Source organism: Mycobacterium sp. (assembly GCF_049585075.1).
Taxonomy (GTDB): Bacteria; Actinomycetota; Actinomycetes; order Mycobacteriales; family Mycobacteriaceae; genus Mycobacterium.
This window is the reverse complement of the sequence record NZ_JBAUZA010000273.1, coordinates 36,414-63,057: the sequence shown is the minus strand read 5'-3', so window position 1 is coordinate 63,057 and position 26,644 is coordinate 36,414. Positions and strand designations below refer to the sequence as shown.

23 protein-coding genes are annotated in these 26,644 nt (G+C 62.9%); 13 read left to right on the top strand and 10 right to left on the bottom strand.

The features are described 5' to 3' along the window. The 5 genes from WB785_RS13575 to WB785_RS13555 all read left to right on the top strand — a co-directional run. The coding region (locus WB785_RS13575) for an amidohydrolase family protein (protein WP_424079855.1) at nt 1–1,020 on the top strand (1,020 nt) is incomplete at its 5' end. Between the two features lie 23 nt (nt 1,021–1,043). Beyond that, nucleotides 1,044–2,567, top strand: a complete 1,524-nt coding sequence (locus WB785_RS13570; RefSeq protein WP_424079854.1) for an aldehyde dehydrogenase family protein — start codon at nt 1,044–1,046, stop codon at nt 2,565–2,567. A gap of 68 nt (nt 2,568–2,635) precedes the next feature. Next, the gene (locus tag WB785_RS13565) at nt 2,636–3,808 is read left to right on the top strand and encodes a CaiB/BaiF CoA transferase family protein (protein WP_424079853.1); all 1,173 of its coding nucleotides are present in this window, start codon (nt 2,636–2,638) and stop codon (nt 3,806–3,808) included. A gap of 860 nt (nt 3,809–4,668) precedes the next feature. Beyond that, the gene (locus WB785_RS13560; protein ID WP_424079852.1) at nt 4,669–5,130 is read left to right on the top strand and encodes a hypothetical protein; all 462 of its coding nucleotides are present in this window, start codon (nt 4,669–4,671) and stop codon (nt 5,128–5,130) included. A 586-nt stretch (nt 5,131–5,716) separates the two neighbouring features. Then, nucleotides 5,717–6,610 (top strand): transglycosylase SLT domain-containing protein, encoded by an 894-nt coding sequence (locus WB785_RS13555; RefSeq protein ID WP_424079851.1) that lies wholly within the window; start codon nt 5,717–5,719, stop codon nt 6,608–6,610. Between the two features lie 375 nt (nt 6,611–6,985). On the opposite strand, the gene WB785_RS13550 is transcribed toward WB785_RS13555, so the two are convergent. Then, on the bottom strand, nt 6,986–7,987 hold the full coding sequence (locus WB785_RS13550; protein ID WP_424079850.1) for an alpha/beta fold hydrolase: 1,002 nt from the start codon (nt 7,985–7,987) through the stop codon (nt 6,986–6,988). A gap of 317 nt (nt 7,988–8,304) precedes the next feature. Here WB785_RS13550 and WB785_RS13545 point away from each other — a divergent pair, with 317 nt between their 5' ends. Continuing rightward, nucleotides 8,305–8,907: a hypothetical protein gene (locus WB785_RS13545; RefSeq protein WP_424079849.1), complete on the top strand. Its 603-nt coding sequence runs from the start codon at nt 8,305–8,307 to the stop codon at nt 8,905–8,907. Nucleotides 8,908–9,234: 327 nt separating this feature from the next. On the opposite strand, the gene WB785_RS13540 is transcribed toward WB785_RS13545, so the two are convergent. Beyond that, nucleotides 9,235–10,251: an ABC transporter substrate-binding protein gene (locus WB785_RS13540; protein WP_424079848.1), complete on the bottom strand. Its 1,017-nt coding sequence runs from the start codon at nt 10,249–10,251 to the stop codon at nt 9,235–9,237. A 633-nt stretch (nt 10,252–10,884) separates the two neighbouring features. Between WB785_RS13540 and WB785_RS13535 the strand changes: the two genes are divergently transcribed. Next, nucleotides 10,885–12,273 carry a WS/DGAT/MGAT family O-acyltransferase gene (locus tag WB785_RS13535; RefSeq protein ID WP_424079847.1) on the top strand — a complete coding sequence of 463 codons (1,389 nt, stop codon included), beginning with the start codon at nt 10,885–10,887 and terminating at the stop codon, nt 12,271–12,273. A 342-nt stretch (nt 12,274–12,615) separates the two neighbouring features. Then, nucleotides 12,616–12,951: a hypothetical protein gene (locus WB785_RS13530; protein ID WP_424079846.1), complete on the top strand. Its 336-nt coding sequence runs from the start codon at nt 12,616–12,618 to the stop codon at nt 12,949–12,951. 254 nt (nt 12,952–13,205) lie between these two features. On the opposite strand, the gene WB785_RS13525 is transcribed toward WB785_RS13530, so the two are convergent. Both WB785_RS13525 and WB785_RS13520 read right to left on the bottom strand, forming a co-directional pair. Next, nucleotides 13,206–14,480 carry a serine hydrolase domain-containing protein gene (locus tag WB785_RS13525; RefSeq protein WP_424079845.1) on the bottom strand — a complete coding sequence of 425 codons (1,275 nt, stop codon included), beginning with the start codon at nt 14,478–14,480 and terminating at the stop codon, nt 13,206–13,208. Between the two features lie 179 nt (nt 14,481–14,659). Further along, on the bottom strand, nt 14,660–15,118 hold the full coding sequence (locus WB785_RS13520; RefSeq protein WP_424079844.1) for a GAF domain-containing protein: 459 nt from the start codon (nt 15,116–15,118) through the stop codon (nt 14,660–14,662). 1,023 nt (nt 15,119–16,141) lie between these two features. Here WB785_RS13520 and WB785_RS13515 point away from each other — a divergent pair. Next, nucleotides 16,142–17,275, top strand: a complete 1,134-nt coding sequence (locus WB785_RS13515) for a PE-PPE domain-containing protein (protein WP_424079843.1) — start codon at nt 16,142–16,144, stop codon at nt 17,273–17,275. 24 nt (nt 17,276–17,299) lie between these two features. Here WB785_RS13515 and WB785_RS13510 read toward each other — a convergent pair whose 3' ends face one another. The 5 genes from WB785_RS13510 to WB785_RS13490 form a co-directional block, all read right to left on the bottom strand. Continuing rightward, the gene (locus WB785_RS13510; protein WP_424079842.1) at nt 17,300–18,061 is read right to left on the bottom strand and encodes an enoyl-CoA hydratase/isomerase family protein; all 762 of its coding nucleotides are present in this window, start codon (nt 18,059–18,061) and stop codon (nt 17,300–17,302) included. Next, entirely contained in the window at nt 18,058–18,822 is a 765-nt protein-coding gene (locus WB785_RS13505; protein ID WP_424079841.1) for an alpha/beta fold hydrolase, read from the bottom strand. The genes WB785_RS13510 and WB785_RS13505 overlap by 4 nt, the downstream gene beginning before the upstream one ends. Continuing rightward, nucleotides 18,819–19,874, bottom strand: a complete 1,056-nt coding sequence (locus WB785_RS13500) for an acyl-CoA dehydrogenase family protein (protein ID WP_424079840.1) — start codon at nt 19,872–19,874, stop codon at nt 18,819–18,821. Before WB785_RS13500 ends, WB785_RS13505 begins: the two co-directional genes overlap by 4 nt. Beyond that, nucleotides 19,871–21,013, bottom strand: coding sequence for an acyl-CoA dehydrogenase family protein (locus WB785_RS13495; RefSeq protein WP_424079839.1), 1,143 nt, complete (start codon nt 21,011–21,013; stop codon nt 19,871–19,873). Before WB785_RS13495 ends, WB785_RS13500 begins: the two co-directional genes overlap by 4 nt. A 117-nt stretch (nt 21,014–21,130) precedes the next feature. Continuing rightward, entirely contained in the window at nt 21,131–21,706 is a 576-nt protein-coding gene (locus WB785_RS13490; protein WP_424079860.1) for an N-acetylmuramoyl-L-alanine amidase, read from the bottom strand. Between the two features lie 299 nt (nt 21,707–22,005). Between WB785_RS13490 and WB785_RS13485 the strand changes: the two genes are divergently transcribed. From WB785_RS13485 to WB785_RS13470, 4 genes are all read left to right on the top strand, one after another. Then, nucleotides 22,006–22,308, top strand: a complete 303-nt coding sequence (locus tag WB785_RS13485) for an RNA 2'-phosphotransferase (RefSeq protein WP_424079838.1) — start codon at nt 22,006–22,008, stop codon at nt 22,306–22,308. Nucleotides 22,309–22,320: 12 nt separating this feature from the next. After that, on the top strand, nt 22,321–24,201 hold the full coding sequence (locus tag WB785_RS13480) for a hypothetical protein (protein ID WP_424079837.1): 1,881 nt from the start codon (nt 22,321–22,323) through the stop codon (nt 24,199–24,201). After that, the gene (locus WB785_RS13475) at nt 24,198–24,584 is read left to right on the top strand and encodes a hypothetical protein (RefSeq protein ID WP_424079836.1); all 387 of its coding nucleotides are present in this window, start codon (nt 24,198–24,200) and stop codon (nt 24,582–24,584) included. Before WB785_RS13480 ends, WB785_RS13475 begins: the two co-directional genes overlap by 4 nt. Nucleotides 24,585–24,699: 115 nt before the next feature. Beyond that, the gene (locus WB785_RS13470) at nt 24,700–25,035 is read left to right on the top strand and encodes a hypothetical protein (RefSeq protein WP_424079859.1); all 336 of its coding nucleotides are present in this window, start codon (nt 24,700–24,702) and stop codon (nt 25,033–25,035) included. 9 nt (nt 25,036–25,044) lie between these two features. On the opposite strand, the gene WB785_RS13465 is transcribed toward WB785_RS13470, so the two are convergent. After that, nucleotides 25,045–26,499: a WS/DGAT/MGAT family O-acyltransferase gene (locus WB785_RS13465; RefSeq protein WP_424079835.1), complete on the bottom strand. Its 1,455-nt coding sequence runs from the start codon at nt 26,497–26,499 to the stop codon at nt 25,045–25,047. Nucleotides 26,500–26,644 lie beyond the last annotated feature (145 nt).

Here is a 26,644-nt window from a genome sequence, read left to right as displayed (position 1 = left end):
GCTCACCAGAGGCCAGCCGAGTATTCCCCGCTGCCAGTGAATTACGACGATATGCCCCGCGCATACTTCGACCCGGTGGCTCGCATCCCTGACATGGACGAGGATCATGTGATCGCGGGACTGAACTTTCCGTTCTTCCCCCGGTTCTGTGGTCAGATGTTCGCCCACCTCGGTGACCGCGACCTGGGTCTTAAATGCGTGCGGGCGTACAACGACTTCGTCATCGATGAGTGGTGCGCGGCGGCGCCCGGTCGCTACATCCCCATGGTCATCATTCCGTTGTGGGATACCCGTTTGGCCGTTGAGGAGACGCTACGGTGCGCCGGCAAGGGCGCCAAAGCCATTGCCTTCTCGGAGAACCTGCACCCGTTGGGATTTCCGTCCATCCACTCGGGGGCATGGGACGACTTCTTCGCGGTGGTGAACGAGACGAAGATGCCGCTGTGCACGCACATCGGCTCGTCTTCGGTTAGTCCCACTACGTCGCCTGACGCACCTTTCGGGGTTCAGGCGGTCAACATCAACCTCAATCTCGCGAACTCAACCACGGATTGGTTGTTCTCGGGCAAGCTGCAGAAGTACCCCGACCTGAAGATCGTGCTGGCCGAGGGCGGCATCGGCTGGATCCCCTACCTCATCGAGCGTGCAGAACATGTCGCCACCGACTATCAGTACCTGCGCGCCAACAACTGGGCGGTTGATCCGGCCACAATGCGCTTGACCCCGGTGCCCACCGACCCCGAGATCTTTCCGGATTCACCGCGCCAGCTCTTCCGCGACCACATGTACGGCTGCTTCATTGAGGATGACTTCGGGGCGGCTAACCTCGACTCCATCGGCGTCGACAATGTGATGATTGAAACGGATTATCCGCACACCGACAGCCTGTGGCCCAACTCCCTTCAGGCCGCTCACAAGGCACTCGACGGCCGGTCCGACCTCGACAAGTACAAAGTGCTGCAGGGTAATGCTCGCCGGGTCTTCGACTTTGAGCCCGCCGCGTATCCGACCCAGGCGTAGTCTGCAGCTGATGGATTCGTTTGATGCGTGAGTACCAGAGCTTCATCGACGGTAAGTGGTTGAGCGACAACGCCCTCGGCACCATCGATGTTATCGATCCGTCCAATGAAGAGTTGATCGGCCGAGTCGTCGACGGTGGACCAAAGCAGGCGGCAATGGCGATCGAGGCTGCCCGGCGAGCTTTCGACGAAGGCCCGTGGCCGTGGGTGTCCGTCCGGGAGCGGGCGAAGATCATCAAGCGATTCGCTGAGATCCTCGATGAGCGTAAAGCGGAGCTTCGGGAGCTAGTCGTCGCCGAGATCGGCTCGACCGGCTTCATCACGGACCTGATTCAGGTTGGCGGCGCCATCGAGGCGGCCCACTACTACGGCGATTTCGTCGAACACGATGTGACGTGGGTGGAGACACCGGGCGGGCCTATAGTTTCGCCGACTGGCTTGGGCGGCGTGACGGTGGTTCGTGAACCGGTCGGGGTGGTCGGCGTCATCACTCCATTCAACTTTCCTTTCTCGATCAACATTCAGAAGTGCTTGGCAGCGTTGGCCGTCGGCTGCACTGTGGTACTGAAGCCCCACCCATGGACTCCGATGAACGCCCTGGAGCTGGCCAAGGTTGGCGAGGAAGCGGGCCTCCCGCCGGGAGTGTTCAACGTGGTCGTGGGCGGTGCCGACGTGGGAGAGGAGCTGTGTACGCACAGAGGCGTCGACATGATCGGGTTCACCGGTTCGACGGCGACCGGTCGACGCATCCGCGAGCTTTCGGCGGCAACGATGAAACGCACACAGCTGGAACTCGGCGGCAAGCGCGCGCATATTGTTCTCGACGATGTCGACGAAAGTGAGGTTGCGGGAATAGGATTCGGGCAGGTGCTGATGCATGCCGGACAGGCATGCACGGTCACGTCACGACTTCTGTTGCCCGAGTTCCTGCTCGAAGCGTATGTCGAGGGCGTCAGAGCCATGGCTCCGATGATCACGGTCGGGGATCCGCGTGATCCCGCCACTGTCGTCGGTCCACTGATCAGGGATCAGCAGCGTCAGAGAGTTGAATCCTTCGTTCAGTCGGGCCTGCAGGAAGGCGCGCGGCTGGTGGTCGGCGGCAAACGTCCCGAACACCTTCAACGAGGCTTCTACTACGAACCGACGGCATTCGTCGACTGCCGCAGCGACATGCGCTTATGCCAGGAAGAGGTGTTCGGGCCTGTACTGGCAGTGATGACCTACAGCTCCGAAGACGAAGCCATCCGCGTCGCGAACGACTCCATCTACGGTCTGGCGGGTCTGGTGATGACCCGCAATTCCGCAAGGGGATTCAACGTCGCCAGGCAGATCCGAACCGGCACCATGATGGTGCAGACTGTCGCACCCGGTGTCGATCTAGGAACCAATCCGGGTGGCGGGCAGGGCCCCGGCTGGTCTTTGCCGGCGCGCGGCATGTTCAACGGCGGGGGGCCGTTCGGCGGCTTCAAGCAAAGCGGACTTGGCCGAGAGCAGGGGCGCTGGGGCTTCGAGGAATACACCGAGCTGAAATCAATCACGATGATGTAGCGGAGCACTGCGCCTTCGACGACGCGGCGTGGGTCCGCGTACGGACTCCCTGCTGGAAAGGTCGCGTTATGGAACCTCTGAAGGACGTCCGCGTCCTTGAAGTGTCACTGTTCTCGGCGGATGCGCTGGGCGGGCATCTGGCTGACCTCGGCGCAGAGGTGATCAAGGTGGAGCCGCCTGGCGGCGGCGGTTTCCGCGGTGCGGCGGTTTCCGGCGGCGAACTGCAAGACTCGCACTGGAATCGCGGCAAAAAGAGTGTGGCGATAAACCTGAAAACGCCTGACGGGCAAGAGGCGTTTCGCCGCCTGGCCGCGACATCGGCGGTGGTGATCGACGGACTACGCTACGGAACCGCGCACCGGCTCGGCTTCAGCTACGACGACATCGTCGCAGTCAACCCGACAGTCGTGTACTGCGTGCTCAACGGCATGGGCAGCTATGGGCCCTACACCCGATTAGCCACACACGGGCTTTCCTTCGATTGTTTCGCCGGCTTAAGCCCGCCGATCATCGATGCGGATGGAACGCCACGCCTTTCGGGGGCGGCGACAGGGACGACAGGTGTTCTGGCGGGACCGCTGTACGCAGCGATGGGCGTACTCGCCGCGCTACACGCCGCCGGACGCGACGGCAAGCCGCAGTACGTCGAAGTAGCGCAGGTCGATGCTGCGATCAACTGGAACTTTCAACACCTCACAGCGTTAGCAAACGGCCAACCCTCCTACGGTGAGGCAATCCGCGCATCGCTTCGCTACCAGTACTACCGAACTCGCGATCGTAACTATGTGGTGTTCAACGCGTTAGAGGACAAGTTCTGGCTGAGATTTTGCGAGTCTCTCGACAGGATGGATCTTTTCGAACCGGGGCGCCAACAGCCGGGGAAGGACCTCGAGGCAGAGGCCCGGCTGCGCGAGGAATTAACCGAAATTTTCTCGAGCCGCACCCGTAAGGAATGGACTGACTTCTTCATTGAAACCGATATCGCAGGAGCACCAGCATTTTTGGGAGCAGACCTCTTCGACGACGACCACGCGAAGGCGCGCCGACTCGTCTACGAGCAGGCTCAGCCGGACGGGACGTCGCAGCGATTGATTGGAACGTGCATCAAGACCAAACCCGACGAAGGATTTGCACCGTCAGCAGCGCCGCACGTTGGGCAGCATACGGAAGAGTTACTCGGCGCCCTGGCAGGCTACGACCCGGCCGGAATGGAGCGCCTTCGTTCGACGGGTGCAATCTGAACGTCGGCGCGTGCCCACTCGCGAAGGAACGCCGACGTGGGTTCGTCAAATTCCCTGCCTGCCTCGAACCGCTCAAGCCTGCGCAGCACTGGCTCAGCGAACATGCACTCGGGTTAGCAGGCATCAGCCACTACAGCGTCGCAGCCGCCGACCATCGGGCGGCACTGAACTTCTATCGCCGCGCTTTCAACGCCGAACCTATTCATACCGGACTCGCTCGGGCGTCCAGAGTTATCGGTCCGGTGGACGCGATTGCCCCCGAGGGCCAACGCAATTTCCGTACCGGTCTCGACTCCGGCTTTCAAAGTCGCTCGAGCCCTGCGCTGCAAGCGCTACGCGGGGGCGGTGCCTTTGAGGGCGCTTCCATGTTGATGCCATCAACACCTTCAGCGTATCGGCAGGTCGATTCACGTACTTTCGCGTCGTTTCGCGTACTCTAATTCCGCATTTGCCCAGCTCAGCGAAACTTATGCGCCTGGTTCGATTCCCGGCAGCTCCACCAATAATTTGCTGACGCACGCTCACTTCGAGAATCGCGCAGCAAACGGATGGCTGTGCTGCGCTTCGGATTTGGACAGCCTGGTAATCAACTGCTGACGTTGCGAGACGCACAGTCTCTTATGTTCCTTTTCCCTTGCTTTCAGCTTTTCCTCAGTTAGTCTGGTGCTGCGGCGTTCTAAAGCAGTGAGAGACAACATGACAACGCCGCACGTATTCAGGGGGCTAGTCCGGAGGGGACTGACATGATTCATCGTCGTATAGGTGGAATGGCACTCGTCGGCGCGGCTGCCGGTGCAGTTATAGGTGCCGCGCTAATCAGCAGCCCGACGGCTTACGCGGACCCACCCCCGGTGCCCCCAGTGAACCCATTTGATGTCTTCATTCCGCCCGGCGATGAGGGCTTCCCGACGGATACCCAAGTATCCTCGATTCCGTACCTATACACCTTTCATACGGAGAACATCCCGTACACCGTTTTCGACCAGGGCCACAATGTGGTCGGGACCTATGACATCCACCAGACCGGCCAAATAGCCGGTCTACTACCGGAGATCGGCCTCGTCGACGAATCGAATGTGGTCACCGACAGTACTGGCGCGGCCCCCGCTGTTGGAACGGAGTGGGACGCCACCGGTCTGGGCCTGCTTTTCCCCCAATTTGATTTCTTTGAGAACATGTCTATGAGTAGCCCAGACGGAACGTCAGCGGACCTATTCGTACTACTCGACGTCGCCAATTACTTCTCAAGCGGGCCGGCGGGCATAGTGGATGAGCTCGGCTTCCCCGGCATCTTCGTGCCCATTATCGATATCCCGACCTGAAGCGGAACGTCGGCGGGTCTTGAATTCGGTGGCTCCGGCGGGCTGACCGATCTCAGCGCATTGTGGTCTGACGTCCCCAATCTGTTCTGACCAATCGAGGCCTGCATCCCAGGGTGCGCAAAGCAACCTAGATCCACGGCGCTGCTGCGTGCCCCTAGTGGCCGCGCGTGCTGACGGTGGTCAGCACAAACCCCTGTTGACTCTTCTTTTGCCGTGTCGCACCGTGCTGATCCGTAAACTATCTGCGCAGGTCAACCGCATTATATGCGTCTTCGATTCCCGGCAGCTCCACCACGAAAGGCCGCAGCTGAGCAGGCGGGTGAGTTCAGCTGCGGCGCGGCGTGCGCTGGACTCTTCGTCGAGTGGAGCGTCCAACGCCCCTGACGCCGAAACAACGAGCTAAATTCGGCTGGGCTAAAGGTTTGTCTGATGACGCGATTCATGATTCTGTGAGACGCCGAGCGTGGATGCAACAGCACCCAGGCTAGTGAATGCAGAGACAGTGGATCGCGAAGAAGGAGAAGGGATGTGCGCGGCGAACTTCACGCGCTCTTGGTTGCCGAATGACCGTGTGATGCGTTGCGGCATGACGCTGCTCGTCACGATGACGTTGGCGCTCGCCGCCTGCTCAGGGTCGACCCTCGCGTCGACCGCATCGACACCAACCGCCAAGCCGCCCACAGCGAAGACCGCGCTCCCGCCCGCGCCGCGACGGCTGGCATCCGATCCCGTGCAACTGGCGGACGACCTCGTTGCCGACGAGCAGGCGCTGCGCGACCCGACGTCGTCGGAGGCACTGCTAACCGGGGCGGCGCACCGCCAGCAAGCGGCCTACCGCGCCCTTGGTTGCCATCCCGAGTGGGACGCAAGCACGCGCTCGCGGATCCCGCCGTCGCTGCTCGACATTTACGACCGCAACGTCGACGCGCAACGGCAATTCTTCGGACCGGCCGCGACCCTGCCGCAGGACACGTTGCCCGCGTGGCGAATCGACCCGCCGGTGCCGGCCGACGAGCTGCTCCGCTACTACCGCGAAGCGCAGGCGGCGACCGGCGTCGGCTGGAACTATCTTGCGGCGATCAACTTAATCGAAACCGGGCTGGGCCGCGTCGTCGGCGTGAGCCCGGCCGGCGCGCAAGGCCCCATGCAGTTTTTGCCCTCGACGTTCGCCGCCTACGGCGGCGGCGGCGACATCCTCTCACCGCACGACAGCATTATGGCGGCCGGTCGCTACCTCGCCGCCAATGGCTTCGCCGACGACCACGACCGCGCCCTGCTTCGATACAACAACTGGGACCGGTACGTCCGGGCGGTCAACGACTACGCCGCAGTGCTCGCCGCCGATGTCGCTAGGTTCGCCGGGTACTACCGGTGGGATATTTACTACCGCACGATTGCTGGTGACGTGCTTTTGCCCATCGGTTACGCGGCGACCTCGCCGATCCCCGTCACCGACTATTTGGCTACCCACCCGCAGTGAGAATCTGCCGGTCCACTACCAGGCGGCGGCACCTTCTCTGAGTTCGTCGGGGCCGCGCTTTCGCACCTGTCGGCGTCGGCGCGGCGAACAGTGGTATCACCGCCATGCTTTTACGCGGGGCGTGTTGATGTCATCAACACAGTCGGCGTATCCGCAGGTCGTTTTGCGTACTTTCGCGTCGTTCCGCGTAGTCAAATCCCGCGTTCCTACAGGTAAAGCCAATTTTTAGGGCGGGTTCGATTCCCGGCAGCTCCACCAAAGGCCGCAGGTCAGAGCGGTCCTTTACGTGTCGGCCGGCAGGTCCGCTGCTATTTGGGGTTGAGCAGTCGCTGATTCGTGCTTACTGAGCGCCACGGCTAGCGACGCCGGAAATACCTAGGCGTTAAGCAAAGTCGACGCGATGTCATCCGGCTCGTAGTTGGTTTGCTGACGGATGCCGGTCTGCAGCGCCGCATGGATCAGGTCGGGGTCGTAGGCGTGCGGTTCGGTCGAGTCGATGAATTGCTCGACGATCGCCACGAAACGTCCCGGGTGATCGCGGTGGGGCGTATGTCCGGACTTCTCGAAGATCTCAAGGCGCGAACCGGCGATTTGCTCATGGGCCAGTCGAGCATGGCTCACTGGGATGATCAGGTCGTCGGCGCCCCAAATGATTTGTACTGGAAGGTCGTGTATCAGATAGGTGCGGTCCAGCATCGTGACGAACTGGCCGCGCGTGTCGACCACCGCGCGCAGAGTGCGTGCGAATGCAGCCACGGCACCGGGTTTGCGCAATCCGCCGAGCAGACGCGGCATGCTGGCAACATCGTTTCCGAATTTTGTGGAGCCCAAGACGTTTTCGACGACGCGGCCGACGAGTTCCAACGCGGGGACCGCGCCGGGTACCCTCAGCACCGAGAGCGCCTCGGCCCCCATCGGCATTGCCGCTAACCGCAACACCAGGCTGACGTCTTTCGTCACGCCCCCAGTGCTTACCAGCACGATGCGCTCGACAAACTGCGGGTACTGATACGCGAACTGCATTGCGATGCCGCCACCAAGAGAATGCCCGACGAGGGTCACGCGGTCGATGCCGAGCGCGATGAGGAGGTCGCGCACCCCGTTGGCGAATGCCGCCAACGAGTAGTCGGCGCGGGGCTTGTCGGACTCACCGTGGCCCAGCAGGTCGGGGGCGATCACGGTGAATCGTTGCGCAAGCTTGGCGTGCACGGTGTCCCATGTCGTGGAGTTGTCGCCGACGCCGTGGAGCATGAGGATGACTGGACCGGACCCGGCGATACGGAAGGCCCGGCGGTGGCCGTGGATTGTGCGGAATTGCAAAGAGGGCGCGACGACATCCCGTACGGGCCGCAAATGGCTGCGTGAACGGTGCGGCATGGTGTTGTCCTCTCATGGTGTCTGTCTCGACCGCTGAAGTGGCGTGTGGAGACAAGCTTCCGAGAGAGCGCTTGGTAAATCCTTGGATGATTCTTGAGGCGACTTTGCGGGCCGAAAATTGGCTGAACTTCAACTGGTGCTCGCGCGGCCGCAGCGTCGACGGGCGGACGTCACGAGCCGCCTTGATGCGATCAACACCTGCCGCGTATCCGCTCGTCGTTTCACGTACTTTCGCGTCGTTTGGACGATTCGCAAAGGCCCAGTGTTAAGTTGCCCACCGGTAGAGACGCGACCGCCGCTTGGTCCAATCTGTGGGGGTGGGCAAGACTAGGTTGCGGTTCTTGTTGCTCATCTGGCTGGCCTTCAGTGCGACCTTGTGCCTCAGCGATCACTACTTTCATGTCCGAACCAGGACGCTGCGTTATCACTGGGCGCCGATGGTCGACGGCCAGTCCGTCTGGGTAGGACTGGTCTTCGGCGCGGCCGCAGTCGCCATGATCGCGGGCACCCTGGCCTTTCCGCTTTCTGATGTACCGCCCAGGATCCCCTGGCGTTCCATCCTCGGCTCGTATACGGTGTTCGTCGCCGCATACGCCATTTCAGGTCAGGTCGGCGCTACTCACCCCACGGCATTGTTTGTGACACTGGCGATCCTGTGGCTGTTGCGCGTTGCCCTGCGACAACACGACCGGCTCGTCTACCTCGTTCACGGCTTGGTGTTGGCCCTGCTTGGTGTGGTCGGCGAAGGACTGTTCTCTATCGCAGGTCTGTTTGACTATCGGCTCCAGCAGGTCGTCGACTGTCCCTGGTGGCTCGCCGGCCTCTACCTCCACGGCAGCATTGCTTTGCTCGAAGTCGCTAGAGGTGCCAAGTCACTGCATGCGCCAGCAGTCGGTCAGGCGACCGTTCGGGCGGTGTGAGTCCCCGAATGGTTTGCGACGTGTGATTCGGTTTTGGACGCGTGCGATATGGGTGTGCTGACGGCGGTCAGCACATTGCTCATGCCGGCTCATGTTTCCCCATGTGGGGTCGTGCTGACTCAGTTTCCATCTACGCAAATCAACCGTGCTATATGCGACTTCGATTCCCGGCAGCTCCACTGAAAAGATGCTGGTCAGAGGGCTGATCGAACGCCTAAGTACCGATGTCGAACCTGCCACACCGAAGGCCAAATCTACCGCCACGAGGAATGCGCCTGCGGCGCCCCGGGCGAGGACCTGACCCACGAGCTGATGTGAATTCGACGCTCACGTCCGACGGAGCGGCCGATCCACCAGCACCCGCTGTCCGCCTCGCCACTGAACGACGCGAATCTGATGGCCGGTTTGCAGGCCGGTGACCGGGTCGACATGAAACCGCCCGAACAAGGTGGTGGTGTCGAGTCTTTGTGACGCGGCCCGCACCGGTAACGATTCAACAGTTCCGGCCTCCTTCACACAGCGCTGCCAAAGGACACCCGCGGCGAAGGCCGCAGCAGCCGGATAGGGCGGCTCAGCACCATTCGCATCCCGGTAACACTGGCTGAACCACTCGCTGCTGGGTCCGTCCGCGGGATCATCTGTCGCGTCGTCGAACCACTGGCACGGTCCGTAAAGCCCCTCAACGCGATCACCGATGGCGTGCCGGAGCTCATCAACTCCGGCCGCGACCAATCCAACTGCGCGCCAACGGCGTTCGCCGTCCCACTGCGCGATGGCCACGTCGTCGTCGAAGGAACCGGCCGATAACAGCACATCGCCCGCCGGGATCTGCGCCAGCACGTCTCTCACCCGACCTGGCCGAAAAGTGACCAACCGCCGTAGGAGACCGAGTCGCCTGGCCGCCACCGCCGCCCCTCCGGCCACCTCGCGGCCGAACCCCGTGTCGACGTGCACTATTACTACCTCCGACCCCTCACCAAGACCGCCGGCGGCAAGGGTCTCGAGCACCGCGGCGAGATAGCGGTAAGCGGGAGACTCTACGTTGACGACACGCGGATACGCCGGCCGCGCCAGCCGGGCGGTGGCGCCACCGTGGTTCCAGACGACCCCTGTGCTGGCGGCCGCGGCCGCGACCGCCGATCCCGAACTGTAGGGCCCGAACACCACGTCCGGCCGGCTAGCCTCGGCGGCGCGTATCGCGGACGCCGCGGACGGGTAAGCGTCGATGACCCGCAGACTTACTGCGAAATGCTCGGCCCAGAGAGCGAGGGCGTTCGCCCCTGCTTTCCCGAATCTGGCCAGCGGCCCCGACAATGGGGTAACCAGGACGGCGCGAGCTGCCACACCCACAACTTAAGCAGTGGCCGCACGCCGGTGCTAGAGCGCATTGGCGGCCTAAAAGTTACCGGGGCCGATCTGCGGCGTCGGCGTGTTGGAACATACGCTCCGATAATTCAACGAACTGGTTCTCGTGCCCGCCAGCCACAGACGAGTAGCCCAGCCTTCGTACCTCCGTTGCGAACCCCACATGTCGCAGGCCAACTGCTCCAACTCGCTCGCCTGAAACCTCGCTTCGTATTTGACAGTGAGTAAATAGGATTGAGCTGGTAGCACCTGCCCAGAGATGGAGCTTTTCAGCTGTGTCAATAGGATTGGGCCGGGCATTGCCCCCAAAACGGTGCAATTTTCCGCTGTGTCAATAGGTTTGGGGTATCGGCACCTGCAACGTACTTTCAATCGAGCGCGGATGAGCGCACAATGGTGTCGGCGGATTCTCACGAATTTTCACTTCTGAGACCCAGGAGAGTCCTCTTTATGAGTTCTACGTCCTTTAGCCGGGACCTGAACGGGTTCGCCATCGAGTTGTGACGGTGATCGCGGGGTGCCGCCGGCCGGCCTTCGACATCGCATCGCCCCGGCCGGCAATCTGGGTCGGCTGGCGGCAATGACCATCCCCCACCGGCGGAAGGGAAACGTATGCAACGGCTCAGCGGGCTGGATGCCAGCTTCTTGTATTTGGAAACGCCCTCGCAGCCGTTGCACGTCTGCGCGATCTTGGAGTTGGACACCGCGACGGTGCCCGGCGGGTACAGCTTCGCCCGGCTGCGCGAAGAGTTGGGCGTGCGGATCAAGTCGATCCCGGAGTTTCGGCAGAGGTTGGCCGACAGCCGGCTGAATCTGGACCATCCGGTGTGGGTGGAGGACCACAGTTTCGATCTGGACCGGCATCTGCACCGCATCGGGTTGCCGGCGCCCGGCGGGCGCGTCGAGCTATCGGAGACCTGCGGGCGCATCGCCTCCCTGCCCCTTGATCGCGGCCAGCCCTTGTGGGAGATGTGGGTGATCGAGGGGATCGCCGGCGCCGACGCCCGGGCCGGGGGCCGGCTGGCCCTGATGACCAAGGTGCATCACGCCAGCGTGGACGGGGTGGGCGGTGCGAACCTGCTGTCGCAGCTGTGCGGCACTGAACCGGACACGCCGGCGCCGGAGGCGGTGGACGGGCCGGGGGACACCAACTCGGTGGGAATGGCGGTGCGCGGCCTGGCGAAGTTCGCTGCCCGGCCGCTGCAGATGGCCGCTGTGGTGCCGATGACGGCGTCAGCGATCGTCGACATCGTGCGCCGGGGGCGAAGCGGGCGGGCCATGGCTGCGCCGTTCCGGGCGCCCCGCACCCCGTTCAACGACTCCATTACCCGCCGGCGCAACATCGCCTACGCCGGCCTGGACCTCGACGACATCAAGACGATCAAGAACCGGTTCAATGTCACGGTCAACGACGTGGTGATGGCATTGTGCGCCGGGGTGCTGCGCAAGTTCTTGCTCGATCGCGGTCAGCTGCCCGATGCCTCGTTGGTGGCCACGGTGCCGGTGTCGGTGCATCAAAAGTCCGACCGGCCCGGCCACAACCAGTTGACGGCGTTGTTCTCCCGCCTGCAGACTCAGATCGCCGACCCGGCCGACCGGCTGCGTGCCATCGCGCGCGCCAATGGGGTGGCCAAGGAGCACAGCGCGGCGATCGGGGCGACGCTGTTGCTGGACTGGGCGCAGTTTGCCGGGCGTGCGCTGTTGGCCCCGGCCGTGCGGCTCTTCGCCAGTACCGTGCTGACCCGCCGACCGGTGCACAACCTGGTCATCTCCAACGTGCCGGGACCGCAGGTGCCGTTGTACTTCCTGGGCTGCCAGGTCAAGGCGATGTATCCGCTGGGACCGATCTTCTACGGCACCGGTCTCAACATCACGGTGATGTCGCTGACCGGCAAGCTTGACGTCGGGATCAACTCATGCTGGGAACTGGTGCCCGACGTATGGGACCTGGCCGACGACTTCGAGGTCGCTCTGCAGGAATTGCTCACCGCCGCCGCGTGATCCGCCCGAGTACCAGCTCGATGGGTTAGGTGGCCGCTCTCGACAGCGTCAAGACCCGCTAACGAAGCCGCAGGTAACGAGCGGGAGTGAGCGGGAACGAGACGTAACGGACCGGCGGGTCAGAAAGCAAAAGGTCTGGTAGAGCGTCGGTTTCGATTCCCGGCAGCTCCACAATAAAATGGCAGGTCAGAGCGGTAATATTTACCCACTGAGCCGCCTCGTCAAGATTCGGCGTAGTGTCCCGATGGCGAACACCCGGATCCGTTCGCGCAAGGACGGGACGGTCGCGTCGCAGCTTCAGACCGGGGCTCCATCCCGCTAGGTTGAGCACGAGGAGCTCTTATGATCTTTCGCCGTCTGGCTTGGGCGCTCGGCGCGGTAGTGGTGGCGGCCATCATTCCCGTCCAGGCCCATGGTGAGCCACCGACGAAGTGTCTGACCAACACGCCCAAGGGCAAGCAGGTCTACGTGCCCTGCGATCTGCTCAACGCCGGCGCCAATTTCCCGCCGGGGCAGCGTTGTCCTCCTCCGCTCGAGCAGTACCCGAAAGATGTGGCGGACTGGTGTGGCGAAGGCCCAGGCCTTGCGAGTCCCGCGCCCACGAGCCCTGCGACTCCGACAAGTCCGACGAGCCCTACAAGTCCTACGAGCCCGGCGGCTCCGGGCAATCCTCGGTGACGACATCCTGTTTGTTCTCGTGAACGAAACCGCAGGCAATGAGCGGGACTGAATCGGAACGAAACGGAACCAACCGGCAGTTCAGAAGCCAAAAGCCCTGGTAGAGCATCGGTTTCGATTCCCGGCAGCTCCACTGAGAAAGGCCGCGGATGAGCGGCCCGTTTTGCTTTGACTGCGGACCACGCATCGACATCGCCAGCAACGCTTACGAGTTCCGGGACGGGCGCTCGCCCGTTCATCGGGGCATCAGCGCGCTAACGGGTAGTTGTTGGCGTCGGTGAACCGTACATTTCGTCGATCAGAGCTTTGGCGATGAGCGTGGCCGCGGCTCGCCCATCGGGGGTGGGATCCAGGTTGACCCAGATCACGATTGTCACTTTGTTCTTTGGGTCGGTGGCGGCGAAGGTGTTGAAGCCAGGAACTTCACCGGTATGCCCATACAGCGCACCGAATTTCGCGAGGGCCAGCCCGTACTGCGGCGCATCTGGTTGTGCCGGGTTCGTTGATTGCAGGCTGGCGATCCGCTTAGATTGCATGTCGGGATCGAGCAGTTTCCCTTCGGCCAACGCCTCAGCCAAGGTCGCCAGATCGGCCACGGTGGAGATGCCGGCGCCTCCCGCCCAGGCCCACGACGGGTTCATGGAAGTCTGATCACCAGGCTGCAGCGTGCCGGTCTTTGCTGCCGCCTGCATTTCCGGCGGTATGGCCGCTGGTGAGCCCATAGTCAGCACGTTGGTGCCATACATATATCCCTGGGGATGCGGGTCCGGGATGGCGTTTGAGGTGGGGGGTGGAAACAGCGTGTCCTTGAGCCCCAGTGGGGTGAACAACCGATCCTGAAATACCTGCGAAAGGGGTTTCGCGTCAAGCGCTTCGGCGATGAGCCCGAGCAACACCGTGTTGGTGTTCGAATAGTGGTAGCCCGTTCCGGGTGGGAAGTATGGCGGATGGCTGTAGGCCAGCGCGAGTAATTCGTCTGGATTCCACACTTTTTGTGGATCGCTATCGCCGATCTCGTTTAGTTCGCGCGTCTCGCTGTAGTTGTAAAGGCCGCTACGCATGTTCAACAACTCGGCGATGGTGATGTGGTCACCGTCCGGAACATCTGGACGGAACTTCGACACCGGATCGCCGAGGCTGAGCTTGCCCTCCTGGGCCTGCTGCAGGATCACTGTGCCGGTCCATGTTTTGGTGATCGATCCAATCCGGACGTGATCCGCCAGCGACACCGGAACTCTGCTACCCACTGTGGCGGTGCCGTACGTCGTGCTGATCTCGCCGGCGGGCGAGCGTACTAGCGCGACTGCCCCTGGGACGAGCATCTCCCGGGCCATCGAGGTGACCCGCACCCGCAGCGTCATCTGATTGATCGGCGTAAACACCGGGGTCGAACCGGCCGACGAGGATGGGCTCGGCGACGACCCGCCGCCGCACGCGCCGACCAGCAAGGCAACGCCAAGGATGGCAGCGACGGTCTGGACCCGGAGCCATCCGGGCCGCAAGGGTGAAGGCAGTGCAGAAAGGACCACTGCCGGACTCCTCCCTAAGGGACATGCGGGTCTGTGCCAACATTTTCCGGCCGCGCGCAGCGAACGCTACACGTTCCGCAACTGGCCGGCAGCACCGACACGATGCCTGAGATCCCTACTGCAGAGGACGCTGGTCTAGGCGTCGAAGGCGACCCGACACCTGGCCAAGTTAAAGTGCGCTAGTCCTCTGCGGGCTGACTGGTCCGCGCATCCCAAATCCGTTGTGTCTCTTCGTCGGTCGATGTGTGGTGGATTTCCTGAAAGTTCAGTCCACCCCGACGGAACGTGGCAGTGACGGCGGCGGGCACGTCCTGTTCCGGCGTTGGCGTGGGCAGCCAATCGCAGGGTCGTACATGCACCAAATCCACCGCCGCAGCGGTTTCGTTGGCGTCGTAGAAGTACGGCCCGGAGATGCGGCCCAGCCAGAACCAGCCGTCGGTGTCGCGCGTCCACACAAACGAGCCGTCGTCGAGCTCGGCGAATCGGGCGACCCGACGGGCTAGCCGCTCTTGTTCGGCCGGCCGACTCACGGATTGCCCGAACCCGCACAGGCCGAGCCGGCGAGCGCGGTCGATGGTGGCTTGCAGTTCGACGGCATCGTTGCGGGATCGCATCGGCGCGCGGTAGACGGCGACCATAAGAGATCATCGTGCCGCGGTGCTGTCGCCGACGCGCCGGTGTTGGTCACGGCAACAGAAGTACTGATGGGCCCGGTTACGCCCGGATTAATTTGTGGGATTTTGGCGCCTTGGCTGTTTTGACTGAGAGTGGCTGGGGCCCGTGCGGCACATACCGACGTCTCCAATTTCCCGGAAGAATCAGCCGGAATAGTAGAAAATCTGATCCAGGCTGGCGCAGCGCAATCCAACATAGCCTCAGCAAACATACTGCCTATGACCGCACCCACGTTTGGCGCACGTCAGGACGTACGTCATCCTCGGCAGAAGTTATCCGCGAGTCTTTGCTCGCCCGCATTTCGTCGCTCTATTGCACAAGGATGCAATTACGAGAGCGAGCGCCACATATACCCTAATTCCGCGGTTCGGAAACTCTATTTTTGTGGTGATTCATCTCACAAACCGGACTATTGTATGCCCGTCTCACACGCGCTACCGTCTGCCACGGCGGCTATCTGACGTGCACATATGTGGCCTCCGTTGACATAGGTATCGGCCGCTTGCGGCAAGGTACCGGCCTTGGATCCAAGCAGCGGAATCGGCATCCGCTGCTGCCCTGAGGAGGCAGGTTGGTCACGTCCGGCACCATTCATGCGTGGGATCCGCGTATCGGATCGGTCATTTGTTGGCACGCAACCACAAGGGGATACGCGAAAGGCCGACAAGCACCAATAAGCGTAATAACGGCCGGTTATCAGCAAACGCACCATCTGCGAGGATCTTCCGAATTCATTGGTCCGCGATCGACTGATAACCCGGCGTAGAACTATGGCGCTAAACGAGCGAAGCCGAAGTCAAGCCACGCCTGTAGCCCTTCTGGAGCGCCACCCGGACAACGACGCCAGGTCGGGCAATCGTCTGCCCGCGATTTTCGGCGTCTCGATGCTGATATCAGCGATGTTCGTCGCCGGCCCCCCTAGCGCGCTACGCGCATCACACATATCCCTCGACGTAAATCTGACGGCTGGCGACGTTGCCCTGATCATGGGTGGTAGCGGTGTCCCCACTCCGACGCAGCAGTACGCCGACACGGTCGCCAATCTGTACCTGCAGCCCAACGGATTTGGTCATGCTCTCGAGGACGTGGGCACTGAGCCGTTCACTCACGGCCACGCGTTCGCCGACACGGCTGCCGCTCTGGACCACTTCCAGCCAAACGGAGTCGGCGGTATCGCCGAGGTGCTGACCACCCCTGAGCTATTCACCAACCGGTTTTGGTCCGAGACCTTGGGAGCCGTTGCCCTGCTGCAGGCGATCCAGCAAGAGATCGCCGACGGGAACGTGTCCGCCGGCCACCCCTTGTACGCATTCGGGTATTCGCAAAGCTCGGCGCTGTCAGGGCTGACCATGCAGCAACTAGCTTCCGCTGGCGTCCCCGCGCAGGACCTGCACTTCGTCCTTGTCGGCGATCCTTCGACCCCCGACGGGGGCATATTCAGCGAGTTCGGGCTGACGGAACTCGCACCGGGACTGAATGACCTGACTCCCGAAAACCTATATCCGACCGACGTCTACACCCTCGAATACGATCCCGTCGCCGATTTTCCTCAGTACCCGACCAATGTGTTGAGCGACCTCAACGCCCTAGATGGGCTCTTTTTCGAACATCTGGCTTATCTGGGGCTGACTCCGCAGCAGATTTCGGATGCCATACCACTGGAAACCGCCAGCGATTCCCTTACCAGCTATTACATGATCCCTTCCGAAACATTGCCCATCCTCGACCCGTTGCTGCTGACGCCGATCGTCGGCCAGCCCGTCTACGACCTGCTCGAACCCGACACCAGCATCCTGGTCAATCTCGGATACGGCAGCATCACCGAAGGCTGGAACCAGGGTCCAGCCGATCTCGTGAGCACCGTGAACTGGGGGCTGCCTGACATGGACTGGAATCAGGTCTTCGCGGCTTTGGACACTGGTGCGCAGCAGGGGTGGGCTGCGTTCACCGCTGACTTGCTGAACCCCGCGACCTACCAGATCGACCCAATTGTGGACAGCCCTGTGCTGACCCAGTTGATTAGCGCCGAGTTCGGGGCAGGACTGATCGACACTGCGCACCCGGACTTCATCCAGGCCCTGTTGGGAGCGCTGGATATGGTCAGCCCGATCACATTCTGAGGTGGTCGAGGCGCGGTCTACCCGTCAGTGACCGGTGAACGTCGGAGCGCGGCGCTGCGCAGCTGCTGCCACGCCTTCGCGGAAGTCGGCGGTCGCCTGTAGCCGGGTTTGTTCTTCAAGCTCGCGGGCAGTGGCCGCGGCGACAGCGTCGGCCAGTCCGGCGCGCATGGTGGCACGAATGCTGGTCAGCGCCAAAGGGGCCGACGCGGCGATGCGCTCGGCGAACCGAATCGCCGCCGGGCGCACATCACCGTCGGTGGCGAATTCGTCGACCAGCCCTGCTGCGTAAGCGATTTCACCACCGAAACGCTCACCGGTGAGCATCCACTCTAGTGCTTTCTGCTGGCCCACGACGCGCGGCAGTGTGGCGGTAATCCCGAACCCGGGATGAAACCCGAGTCTGCTGAAGTTGGCCGCGAATTTCGAGGAAGGCGCGGCCACGCGAAAGTCTGCGCTTAGGGCAAGCCCGAGTCCGCCGCCGATCGCAGCGCCGTGCACCGCGGCGACAACCGGCTTGGTCGAGCGAAACAACCGGATGGCTTGAGCATAAAGCTCATTGGGCGACACTCGATCCTCGGCGGGCCGGGAGAGGTCGGCGCCTGCGCAGAAGTGTTTTCCCTCCGCGCACAGTAGGATCGCGCGGCATTCGACGTCGTGGTCCAGTCGGTCGTAGGTGTCGGCGATGCCCTTGATCAACGCAGCGTCAAAGAAGTTGTTCGGGGGCCGATGGAGCTCTACCACGGCCACGTGGCCGACGGATTCGACGGTGACATCAGGAGCGGTCACAGCTTTTCCAGAAATTCGCCCACGGCGGCGTTGAACGTCTCGGGCTGGTCCATGTTCGCCGCATGCCCCGCGTTTTCGATGACTACCTTCCGGGAATTGGGGATCTGGCGGTGCATGTAGTCGGCCCCGGCAAGGAAGTCGGTGTCCTCGGCACCCACGATCACCAACGTGGGCACCGAGATGCTGTCGAGCGATGTGATGACCCGAGCATCCTTTTGGGCCATCACTCCGCGGGCGGCGCGGGGCAGTCCCTCGGGATGCTCATGCACCGCCTGCGCGAGTTCTGCCGACGTATCGACGCGCCCTTCGCCGCGCTCAAGTTGTTGCGCACGTCGTTCTACCCACGCATTCCACTTGTCGCGGGCTTCGTCGTTGCGGTAGCCCGGCCCGGTGTCGACCAGCACCAGCGCGGCTACCCGCTCCGGATGGACGAGGTGGAAGGCGAGGGATAGGTAGCCGCCCAAGGACATTCCGCCGAGCACAGCCCGATCGGCACCCGCGGCGTCGAGAATGGCCGCCATGTCGGCGACACTGATCTGCTCGCTGTAGCTGCCCATGTCGTCGGGTGCATCGCTGCTGCCGTGCCCGCGCAGGTCCCAGACGATCACCGGACGATCGACACTCAAGGCATCGACATTCCGGTCCCACATGCCCGCGGTGGCGCCGAAGCCGTGCGTGAGCAGAAGCGGCACACCGGGCGCCTGCCGGTTGTGCACCTGGTAGGTCAACGTGACCGCGTCGTCGCGCTGCAGTCGGTTCACAGCATCACCTCGGAGCCGGACTGGATGGCGGGGTACAGGGCATCGGGACCGCCGGCGACCAGGGCCGCGCCAAGCCGGTCCGCCCAACGATGATGCCCTCCGGCTTCGTCTCGCCAGGCCCAGAGCCGACGGGTCAGATAATGCAACGGGTACTCCTTCGTCATACCGATAGCGCCGTACGTCTGATGTGCGGCCGCTGTCACCAGCTGCGCGGCCCGGTCTGCAAGCAGTTTGGCGCAAGCTATTTCGAAGCTACCCCGGCCGGGCTCGACTGCTTCGACCGCACCGTCGACAGCCGATGCGACGACGGCGGCCTGCTGGTGGATGGTGACCAAGTGAGCTTGCACGGCCTGGAAACGATTGATAGGGCGGCCGAACTGCTCACGTTCGCCGCTGTAGCGCAATGTCATTGCCGCAACGGCACTAATCGCACCGGCCATCAACGCGGCGCGCCCCAGCGCGGTGCGCTCCCAGAGTGTTTGTTCGGTGACCCCGGCCGGCGCGTCGGCGCGCGCAGTTGCCGGCACACCGTCGAAAACCACTGTGTCACGGGGCTCATCGGCGAAGTTGGCTCCGCGGCTGACCGCCGGACCGCCCGACGGTGCGGCCGGGCCGGGCGCGAGCACGACGACGCCGTCGACGAGCCCGATGAGATGCTCAGCGCGGTGGCCCCATGCCACGGCAGGCGCCGTACCGAACAGGCGGTCGCCCTCGAGATGCAGCGTCGTAGCCGGCGGCAGTAACGTACGAACCCCTTCCGGCAGCGCGAGCCCTGCAGACGCCAATAGCCACCCGCCGACCAGTCCGGCCTCGGCTAGGGGGACCGGTGCTGCGTGCGCTCCCGCGGCACGAAGTAGCTGGACCGCATCGGCAACGCTGCCACCGGCTCCGCCCAGCGCCTCCGGGACGGGAACGTCACTGAATCCGCTCTGCTGCAAGGCGTTCCATAGTTTTGGCGCCCAGCCGGTAGCTTCGGCTTCACCGACATCCTCCCACCGACTGTGGGCGGCAAAGAGTTTGGCAGCCGCGTTATGCAGTTCGTCGCCACTCATGACAAGCCTTTGACGGCGACCGAGCGCAGCACCTCATTGGTGCCGCCTCGGATGGTAAATGAGGGCGCCTCCAGGACAGCGCGGCGCAACAACCGTTCGAACAATGATGGCGCCGGTTCCAGGCCGCAGACGAGCTCACGGTCCAACAAGTCCCGCAGCGCGGTCACGACATCTTGTTCGAACCGGGTGCCCATCTCCTTGATGAGCGCGGCTTCGGCCGCAGGCGTGCCGCCCGCGTCGATCGCCCTGGCCACGGCCAGCGAAAGCCTACGCAGCACCCAGAATTGGGCTGCGAGTTCGCCGATCAGCCGAGTCCCGGCGGGGCCCGCGGCCAGGTGTGGCCACTCGCGGATGAACTCTTGAACGAGTAGGAATGTCGAGATCCACCGGTCTGGGCCGCTGCGTTCAAAGGCCAACTCGTTGGCGTTCTGCGCCCAACCCTGCCCGATTTCGCCGATCACCATCTCGTCGGGCACCAGCACGCCGTCAAGAAGCACCTCGGCGAAGTGGTCGGTACTTCCGTTGAGGAAGGGAATTGGCCTGACCGTCACGCCAGGACTGCGCATATCGATCAAGAATCGGCTCAGCCCTGAATGGCGTTCGCCTTCCCCGGTGCGGCACAGCGCGATCATGAAATCGGCACGCATGGCATTACTCGTCCATACCTTCACCCCCGACACCCGCCAGCCGTCACCGTCGCGCACGCCACGCGTCCGCACTGAGGCGAGGTCGCTTCCGGCGTCGGGCTCGCTCATGCCGATGCAAAAACACAACTCGCCCCGGCAGATTCGAGGCAATAGCCACTGCTTCTGTTCCTCGGTGCCATAACGCACTAGCACCGGGGCGATCTGCCGGTCGGCCACCCAGTGATGCCCGACCGGGGCGCCCCAGCGCAGCAGCTCTTCCACGACGACAAAGCGGTCGGCGGCGGTGGCGTCGCGACCGCCGTAGCGCACGGGGACCGCCATGCCGATCCAGCCACGCTCAGCCAACGCGGCGGAGAACTTTGGGTCGACCTCGGCGCCCATCCCCATGCCGGGGTCGAACGTCCCCCAGGGCAGCGTCTCGGCAAGGAACGCGCGAACCTGCTCCCGCAATTCCAGCTCCGGAGCGGTGAGCGCGGCAGGCGATGTGAGCATGTCCTTTAGCCCAACGGGCGCAACATGATTGGCATGCCATCGATCGGCCTGGCTTGAAACAACAGATAGTCGCGGGTGTTAACGGTTGTCATATTGGCGCTCCTGGGTTCGACGTACTCAATTGCCCGCCTCGATCGCCGCGACTCTTGCCGAAGCCTCGGGTCCGCAAAAGCGCTGGAGGTCAACCCGGCCCGCGGTTAGCAGATCGTCAATGCGGCGCTTGAGATCACCTGAGGTGAGATGGGCATAGAGGTTCGCACCCGGGCAAGATGTCTGGGCTAGGTCCCGATGGCCCGCCAAGGTGTTAGTCGCGACGCGAAAGTTCTGCGCGGCCCATGCAAACGCGGCAGCGGCCCCGTGAAGCTGGGCCGCCGACACCGCCTCTTGGTCGAAGTCTCCTTCGCAGAGGACCAGGAAATGGCCTGTGGTGTCGTAATCCGTCGCAGTGTCGCCGGCGATCTCGGTGCTGCGCAGTTCGTAGATGTTGCCATTGCGGTCGACGCCGACGTGATACGCGATGTCGATCCATCCGTGTTGGTCTTGGTGGTACCGCTGATCCTGGCGCAAATGCCCTGGGGCATTGCGGTTGTCGCCGAGGACGACGGCCTCGTGGTGGAGCGTCATCCGGGTGATGGTGTGGCGCTTCCCGCCGGACCGGGCCGGTCGTGCGCCCCAAGCGTCCCGGCATAACAACTGTGACGAACTGGTAGTCGTCAGGCGGGCACTCGTCGTCGCCGGCGGAGGTGCCGTCGAGCTCGAGCAGGCGCTGACCATTGATGCCAAGCCGACGCTCCCTGCCAGCGCTAGCAGCTGACGGCGGTTGACGGAATCCGGGCGTAGATCGGGTCGATCGCGCCCAGGCACATCCATGGCCTCACCATACGGACGGGCGAGCTCGTCGGTTCAGCGATTGACCGCTCAAAAGGTGAGGGGCGCGACCACGCCGCAGGCGTTATGCTTCACCGCGCAATGCCGTCGGGGAAGGGGTCATCGTGGCCGACAAGTTGGATCTCGATCCCGTTGCGCTGCATCTCGGCAGCAACCAGATGTTAAACGCGGTCGGTGAGGCTGCTTTGGAGTTCGTCGGCCACGAGGATGGGCTGTCGGGCGCGGCGCCGGGCTGGATTGGGTCGTCGCAGCAGGCGTTGGGCGAGCTGGCGGCGCGGTGGGAAGTCCGGCACAACCACCACAAGTTGCAGGTGGGCGGGTTGGGGTCGCATGTGGCCGATGCGATGGTCCGGTATGTCGCCACCGACGACGGATCGGCCGAGGCTGTCAGGTCTCTGCAGGCGTAGGAGGCGTAGCGGGTGGGCGCGCTGACTCCTTCTGACGTCAAACGCTGGGACGTCAACGCGATCCACGCAGTGTTTCAGACGGCCAGCGGGCGCGCGGCAACCTTGCAGCGGCTGGGGGAGAACCTGAACCAGGTTCACAGCGTTCTCGCCGACTGGCAAGGGGAAGCAGGCGACGCTTTTCGCGTTGACTTGGGCAAGGCTCGTTGCGACATCGAGGCCGACAGCGCGGAATCTCGGCAGGTGGCGGCGGCGGTGTCGCGCGCCGAGGCGGACGTGCGCGCGTGCAAGGCCGAACTCGAGGACATCGAGCGGGCCGCTGATAGCTACGGCTGGACCATTACGCCGGACTGGCGAATCGACGTGGGCAACACGGGGATTGGGCTTGATCCCATCAGTTTCGCCGCCGAGCAGCAGGTGTTGCAGGCCCAGCTTGACACGTGCAAGGCGCATGCCCATGCTGCCGATCACGAGCTTGCCACCGCCATCCGCGGCGCGGTCGGTGATGTCCCGCTGGATACCGGCGGGAATCCGCCCGGTGGGGCCCCACCGGCGCAAGGCCCGCCGAAGCCTGCTTCTGTCACGCCGCAGGCGCTGCAAGACATGCTGCTGCCTACCGGCACAGGGGGAGATGATCCCGCGCGCATGCCGCGGTCGCTGGAAGACATGTTGATGCCAACCGGGGCCGGAGTCCCCGGGTACAAGCCGCGGTCGCTGCAAGACATGTTGACCGGAGGGGGTCAGCCTGCCGACCAGCAACCGCTGCCCGGTAGCTTGCCGGACATGCTGAGCAGGCTTCGACAACCCGTTGCTCCCGGCGCACCGCCGCCGCAGCTCAAACCCTCAGATGTCGAGAGCTTCAAGGCGATGCTTCGTCCGATCATGGCCCGCAATGGAATACCGCCGGATCAGATTGAGGCCCGGCTGGATTCGGCTGTCGCGGGTGCCCAGACGTGGCTGAACGACGGCGTGCCCAACGCTAGTCCCCCCGCGCCAGCGCATTCGCCGCCGCCGGGATTCGGGGAGGGATTCGCTGACCGGTGGTTTGCGGCGGAGCAGAGCATCAAGGACCTCACCGGGCAAGAGGGACTTAGCGCACTCGGCGAGTCCTGGGGCGGGATGGCCAAGGGCCTGGCCCAAAAAGCTGGGGAATTCGCAACCCAAGGCCCAGTCGTCTCGGGGATCAATGACCTCACGCACGAGTTCCAAAACTTCTTGGATTCACCGAGTGCTGCCTACTATGCAGGCGAGAAAGGCGCCGATGGCGCGATTACCTTGCCCTCAATGCTTTTCGGTGGCGAAGGAGCGGCAGTCGAAGCAGGGCTCGGCGAAGTTGGCGCACTCGACACCGGCCCGGCGGTTTCGCAGTATGCAGCGACCGGCTTCGATCACGCCGTCACTTACCACCCGTGGGCAGATCAGGCGGCGTTTGATCTCAACTACGCGCAGCTGCACGGCGGACCCACCGCGGGACTCAGCCAGCAACTGGCTGACATGTCGACCCACTACATCGGTGACAATCCAGACCGAGTCGTCTTGGGTAAGTTCCTGGGCCAGGAAGATGGCTACATCGGTGAAGCCAGAGGCCAGAGCGGCATTTACTATGACACCAGCAATCCAGTCTGGGATGCCTTCACCCAAGGGCTCAGTGACACACAAGCGCGAGGCTTGGCTTGGCAAGTGAACGAACAGTTCCTCCGAGGTCAGATGGAGGATGGCGTGCCCCGCATTGAATACGTTCTGCCCGAAGGATTCGATAGCGTCGAACAGTTAGCAGAAGTGCAGAGGAGATCATTCTCAGCCCTTGAGATCAACTTCTTGAAAGAGAACGCTGAAGCATACGGGTACGTGCAGCATGGGAATGTGTGGGTGCGCGAAGGAGTCCATTCGCCATGAAACCAGCTGACCTGGTTCGGTTTCTGGAGCCAACATTGAGGCATGCCAGTTTCTCGCTTGACAAAGTAGAAGATGCGGCGATCTATGGTGACCGTCCGGCTTGGGCGATCTACTACCGCGGCCAGGGCTGCAAACTTCAAGTTTGTTGGTCGGCCCGGGACGGTGGGATTGACTTTATGCTCGCGCCACTCGATGCACCTTATGAATTCGGATTGCTGAACCCATCGAAGAAATGGCAATTCATGCTAAAGCTCAGTGATGTACATGATGACATAGCGACACCTGGACTAGACGCCGATGACGACACCGTAATGCGTTGGCTCAAGGCGCTGTTCGAGGTACATTTCGGGGCAGCCCATGCCGCTCTATTTTCCAGCGAGTGAATCTTCGCGGTGGGCAGGGGCACACATGACTAATACGAACCGGCGCTTGGACGACAAAAATAATGAACTCCAATCGGAGATCAACCGACTGTCAGAGCAGCTGGGCGTCCCTTCAATGCAGGTGGGACTCCGAATCAAAGAAGGCCTCAATATTTACGTCGCCGGCGACAGCTCATATCACTTCACTTTCTTCGAGCGAGGAAAACTTGGCTTCGATCGGGCGGGCAGCCTCGACGACGTCCTTTACTGGTACTGCCAAGGCGTTGTCTCTAGTCAAGTAGCCGACGGTGTCGGGGACCGAGCAGAACGCTTCAAATGCGAGTACCAGGTGCTGAGCCACTTCAACCCTGATTGGGCAAAGAGAAATGTCCGGGACACTGCGGCAATGTTCCGCAAATACGGTCAGCCAGAGGACATTGCCTTACTTCCCGACATCGGCGAACCGCTCTGATGTAGCAGCTCACTCCACAGCTGCGAGCAACTCCCGAAAAGCGTGGTCCATGCATTCGGCGTAGGTCGCCGGGTCGGGCAGCGCGTCGCGATCCGCCGTGGCGCTGATTGACAAAGTTCCGTTGTAACTCGCCACGACGTGGATGAGGTTCAAGCCACCCACCAGCGGTCCGAGACCGGCGGCGCGCACCAGCCGGGCACCGCTGAAGAAGAGCGGTTCGGTTGGACCGGGCACGTTGGTCACGGTGGTGTTGGCGACCGTCGGGCCGGAGAACGGAAGCACACTCGCGGCCTTCGCCGTCACCCCGAGTAATGAAGTCGGCACTGTGCCAATCAATTCGAGGAGTTGGGTCGTGGTCGACTGATCCGACCCAGAACGGCTTGCGGCAGTCCCCTTCGCGATAGCCGCAAGTCGTTCGAGCGGATCGGCGATGTCGGTACCAAGCGCCTGCAGCCGGCCGAACAACGCGTTCCCCTGGCGGGTCTTATCACCCGCGTCGCGCAGTGACATCGGACATGCCGCGACAAGGGACTCGTCGGGAAGCTCGCCGTGGCCGGCCAGATACTCGCGAAGGGCGCCCCCGACGTACGCGAGCGCCACATCGTTGATTGTCGCGCCGTCAATGCTTGCCTTGATCCGTTTGAAATCGGCGAGCTCGTGGAAGCGGGCCTCGAATACCCGGTGCGCCGACGCTGTCTGGTTGAAACGTGTCTTCGGTGGCAACGACGGCACGTTGCCGCTCGCGATCGTGGATACAGCGCCGCCAGCCAGTTTGACGGGGAGTCGGGCTAGGCCGCGGACCAGTTTTGGTGCAGTCGACGCGAGCACCCTGCTCGCCCGCAGCGGGTGCAGCGTCGCGTTGATCGCCGTTCGCGCGAGCAAGTCTCGAGTCGAGGGGAGAGGGCCAGGTTGCCAGGGGCCGTCGGGCCCGGCGGGCCGGGGGCTGTCAGCGGCAAGGTCGTGCAACGCGGCGATCACCTGAACGGTTGCCATCCCGTCAACCGCACAGTGATGCAGCTTCAAGGCCATCGCGAACGAACCCGCCGGTACTCCTGGCACGGCATTGAGTCCCTCGATGACCGTGATCTCCCACGGCGGACGTCGCAGATCGATCTGCCGAGCATGAAGCCGCGCAACCTGAATGCAGAGTTGGCGCCAGTCACCAGGCTGGGGCAGCCCGATATGACGGACGTGATATTCGAGATCGAAGCTCGGGTCATCAACCCAGTAGGGCCTATGCAACCCACCCGGCAGATCGGTCAGCCGTCGGCGAAAGACATCCGCGAGGTGCAGCCGGGCTTCGAGCTCGGCCAGAATCCCCTTGAAGGTCACTTTGCCGGCCGGGGCTGTCGACGGGTCGTAGATCAGAAGCAGCTGAATCTGTAATGGAGTCGCTGGTCTTTCAGCCCGCAACATCAGGTCATCGGTCCAACTCAGCTGCTGCACAAACAGCCCCACACGCATGCCCCTTCCCAGACTAGGCGCGGCCATCCCAGGCAGTACGAAATTGGTTCAGCGAAGTGACCTGGTCTAACGCCGGTGTCTTCTGACCAACTTGACTCAAAACAGGCCGTTGTGGGTACAGGATCCGCAGGTCAACCCGACAGCA

Excerpts from the sequence above, each read along its gene's own strand:
- WB785_RS13570 (WP_424079854.1), top strand. The coding sequence starts at position 1,044 with ATGCGTGAGTACCAGAGCTTCATCGACGGTAAGTGGTTGAGCGACAAC.
- WB785_RS13565 (WP_424079853.1), top strand. The coding sequence starts at position 2,636 with ATGGAACCTCTGAAGGACGTCCGCGTCCTTGAAGTGTCACTGTTCTCG.
- WB785_RS13555 (WP_424079851.1), top strand. The coding sequence starts at position 5,717 with ATGACGCTGCTCGTCACGATGACGTTGGCGCTCGCCGCCTGCTCAGGG.
- WB785_RS13550 (WP_424079850.1), bottom strand. The coding sequence starts at position 7,987 with ATGCCGCACCGTTCACGCAGCCATTTGCGGCCCGTACGGGATGTCGTC.
- WB785_RS13535 (WP_424079847.1), top strand. The coding sequence starts at position 10,885 with ATGCAACGGCTCAGCGGGCTGGATGCCAGCTTCTTGTATTTGGAAACG.
- WB785_RS13530 (WP_424079846.1), top strand. The coding sequence starts at position 12,616 with ATGATCTTTCGCCGTCTGGCTTGGGCGCTCGGCGCGGTAGTGGTGGCG.
- WB785_RS13520 (WP_424079844.1), bottom strand. The coding sequence starts at position 15,118 with ATGGTCGCCGTCTACCGCGCGCCGATGCGATCCCGCAACGATGCCGTC.
- WB785_RS13515 (WP_424079843.1), top strand. The coding sequence starts at position 16,142 with ATGGGTGGTAGCGGTGTCCCCACTCCGACGCAGCAGTACGCCGACACG.
- WB785_RS13500 (WP_424079840.1), bottom strand. The coding sequence starts at position 19,874 with ATGAGTGGCGACGAACTGCATAACGCGGCTGCCAAACTCTTTGCCGCC.
- WB785_RS13495 (WP_424079839.1), bottom strand. The coding sequence starts at position 21,013 with ATGCTCACATCGCCTGCCGCGCTCACCGCTCCGGAGCTGGAATTGCGG.
- WB785_RS13475 (WP_424079836.1), top strand. The coding sequence starts at position 24,198 with ATGAAACCAGCTGACCTGGTTCGGTTTCTGGAGCCAACATTGAGGCAT.
- WB785_RS13470 (WP_424079859.1), top strand. The coding sequence starts at position 24,700 with ATGCAGGTGGGACTCCGAATCAAAGAAGGCCTCAATATTTACGTCGCC.
- WB785_RS13465 (WP_424079835.1), bottom strand. The coding sequence starts at position 26,499 with ATGCGTGTGGGGCTGTTTGTGCAGCAGCTGAGTTGGACCGATGACCTG.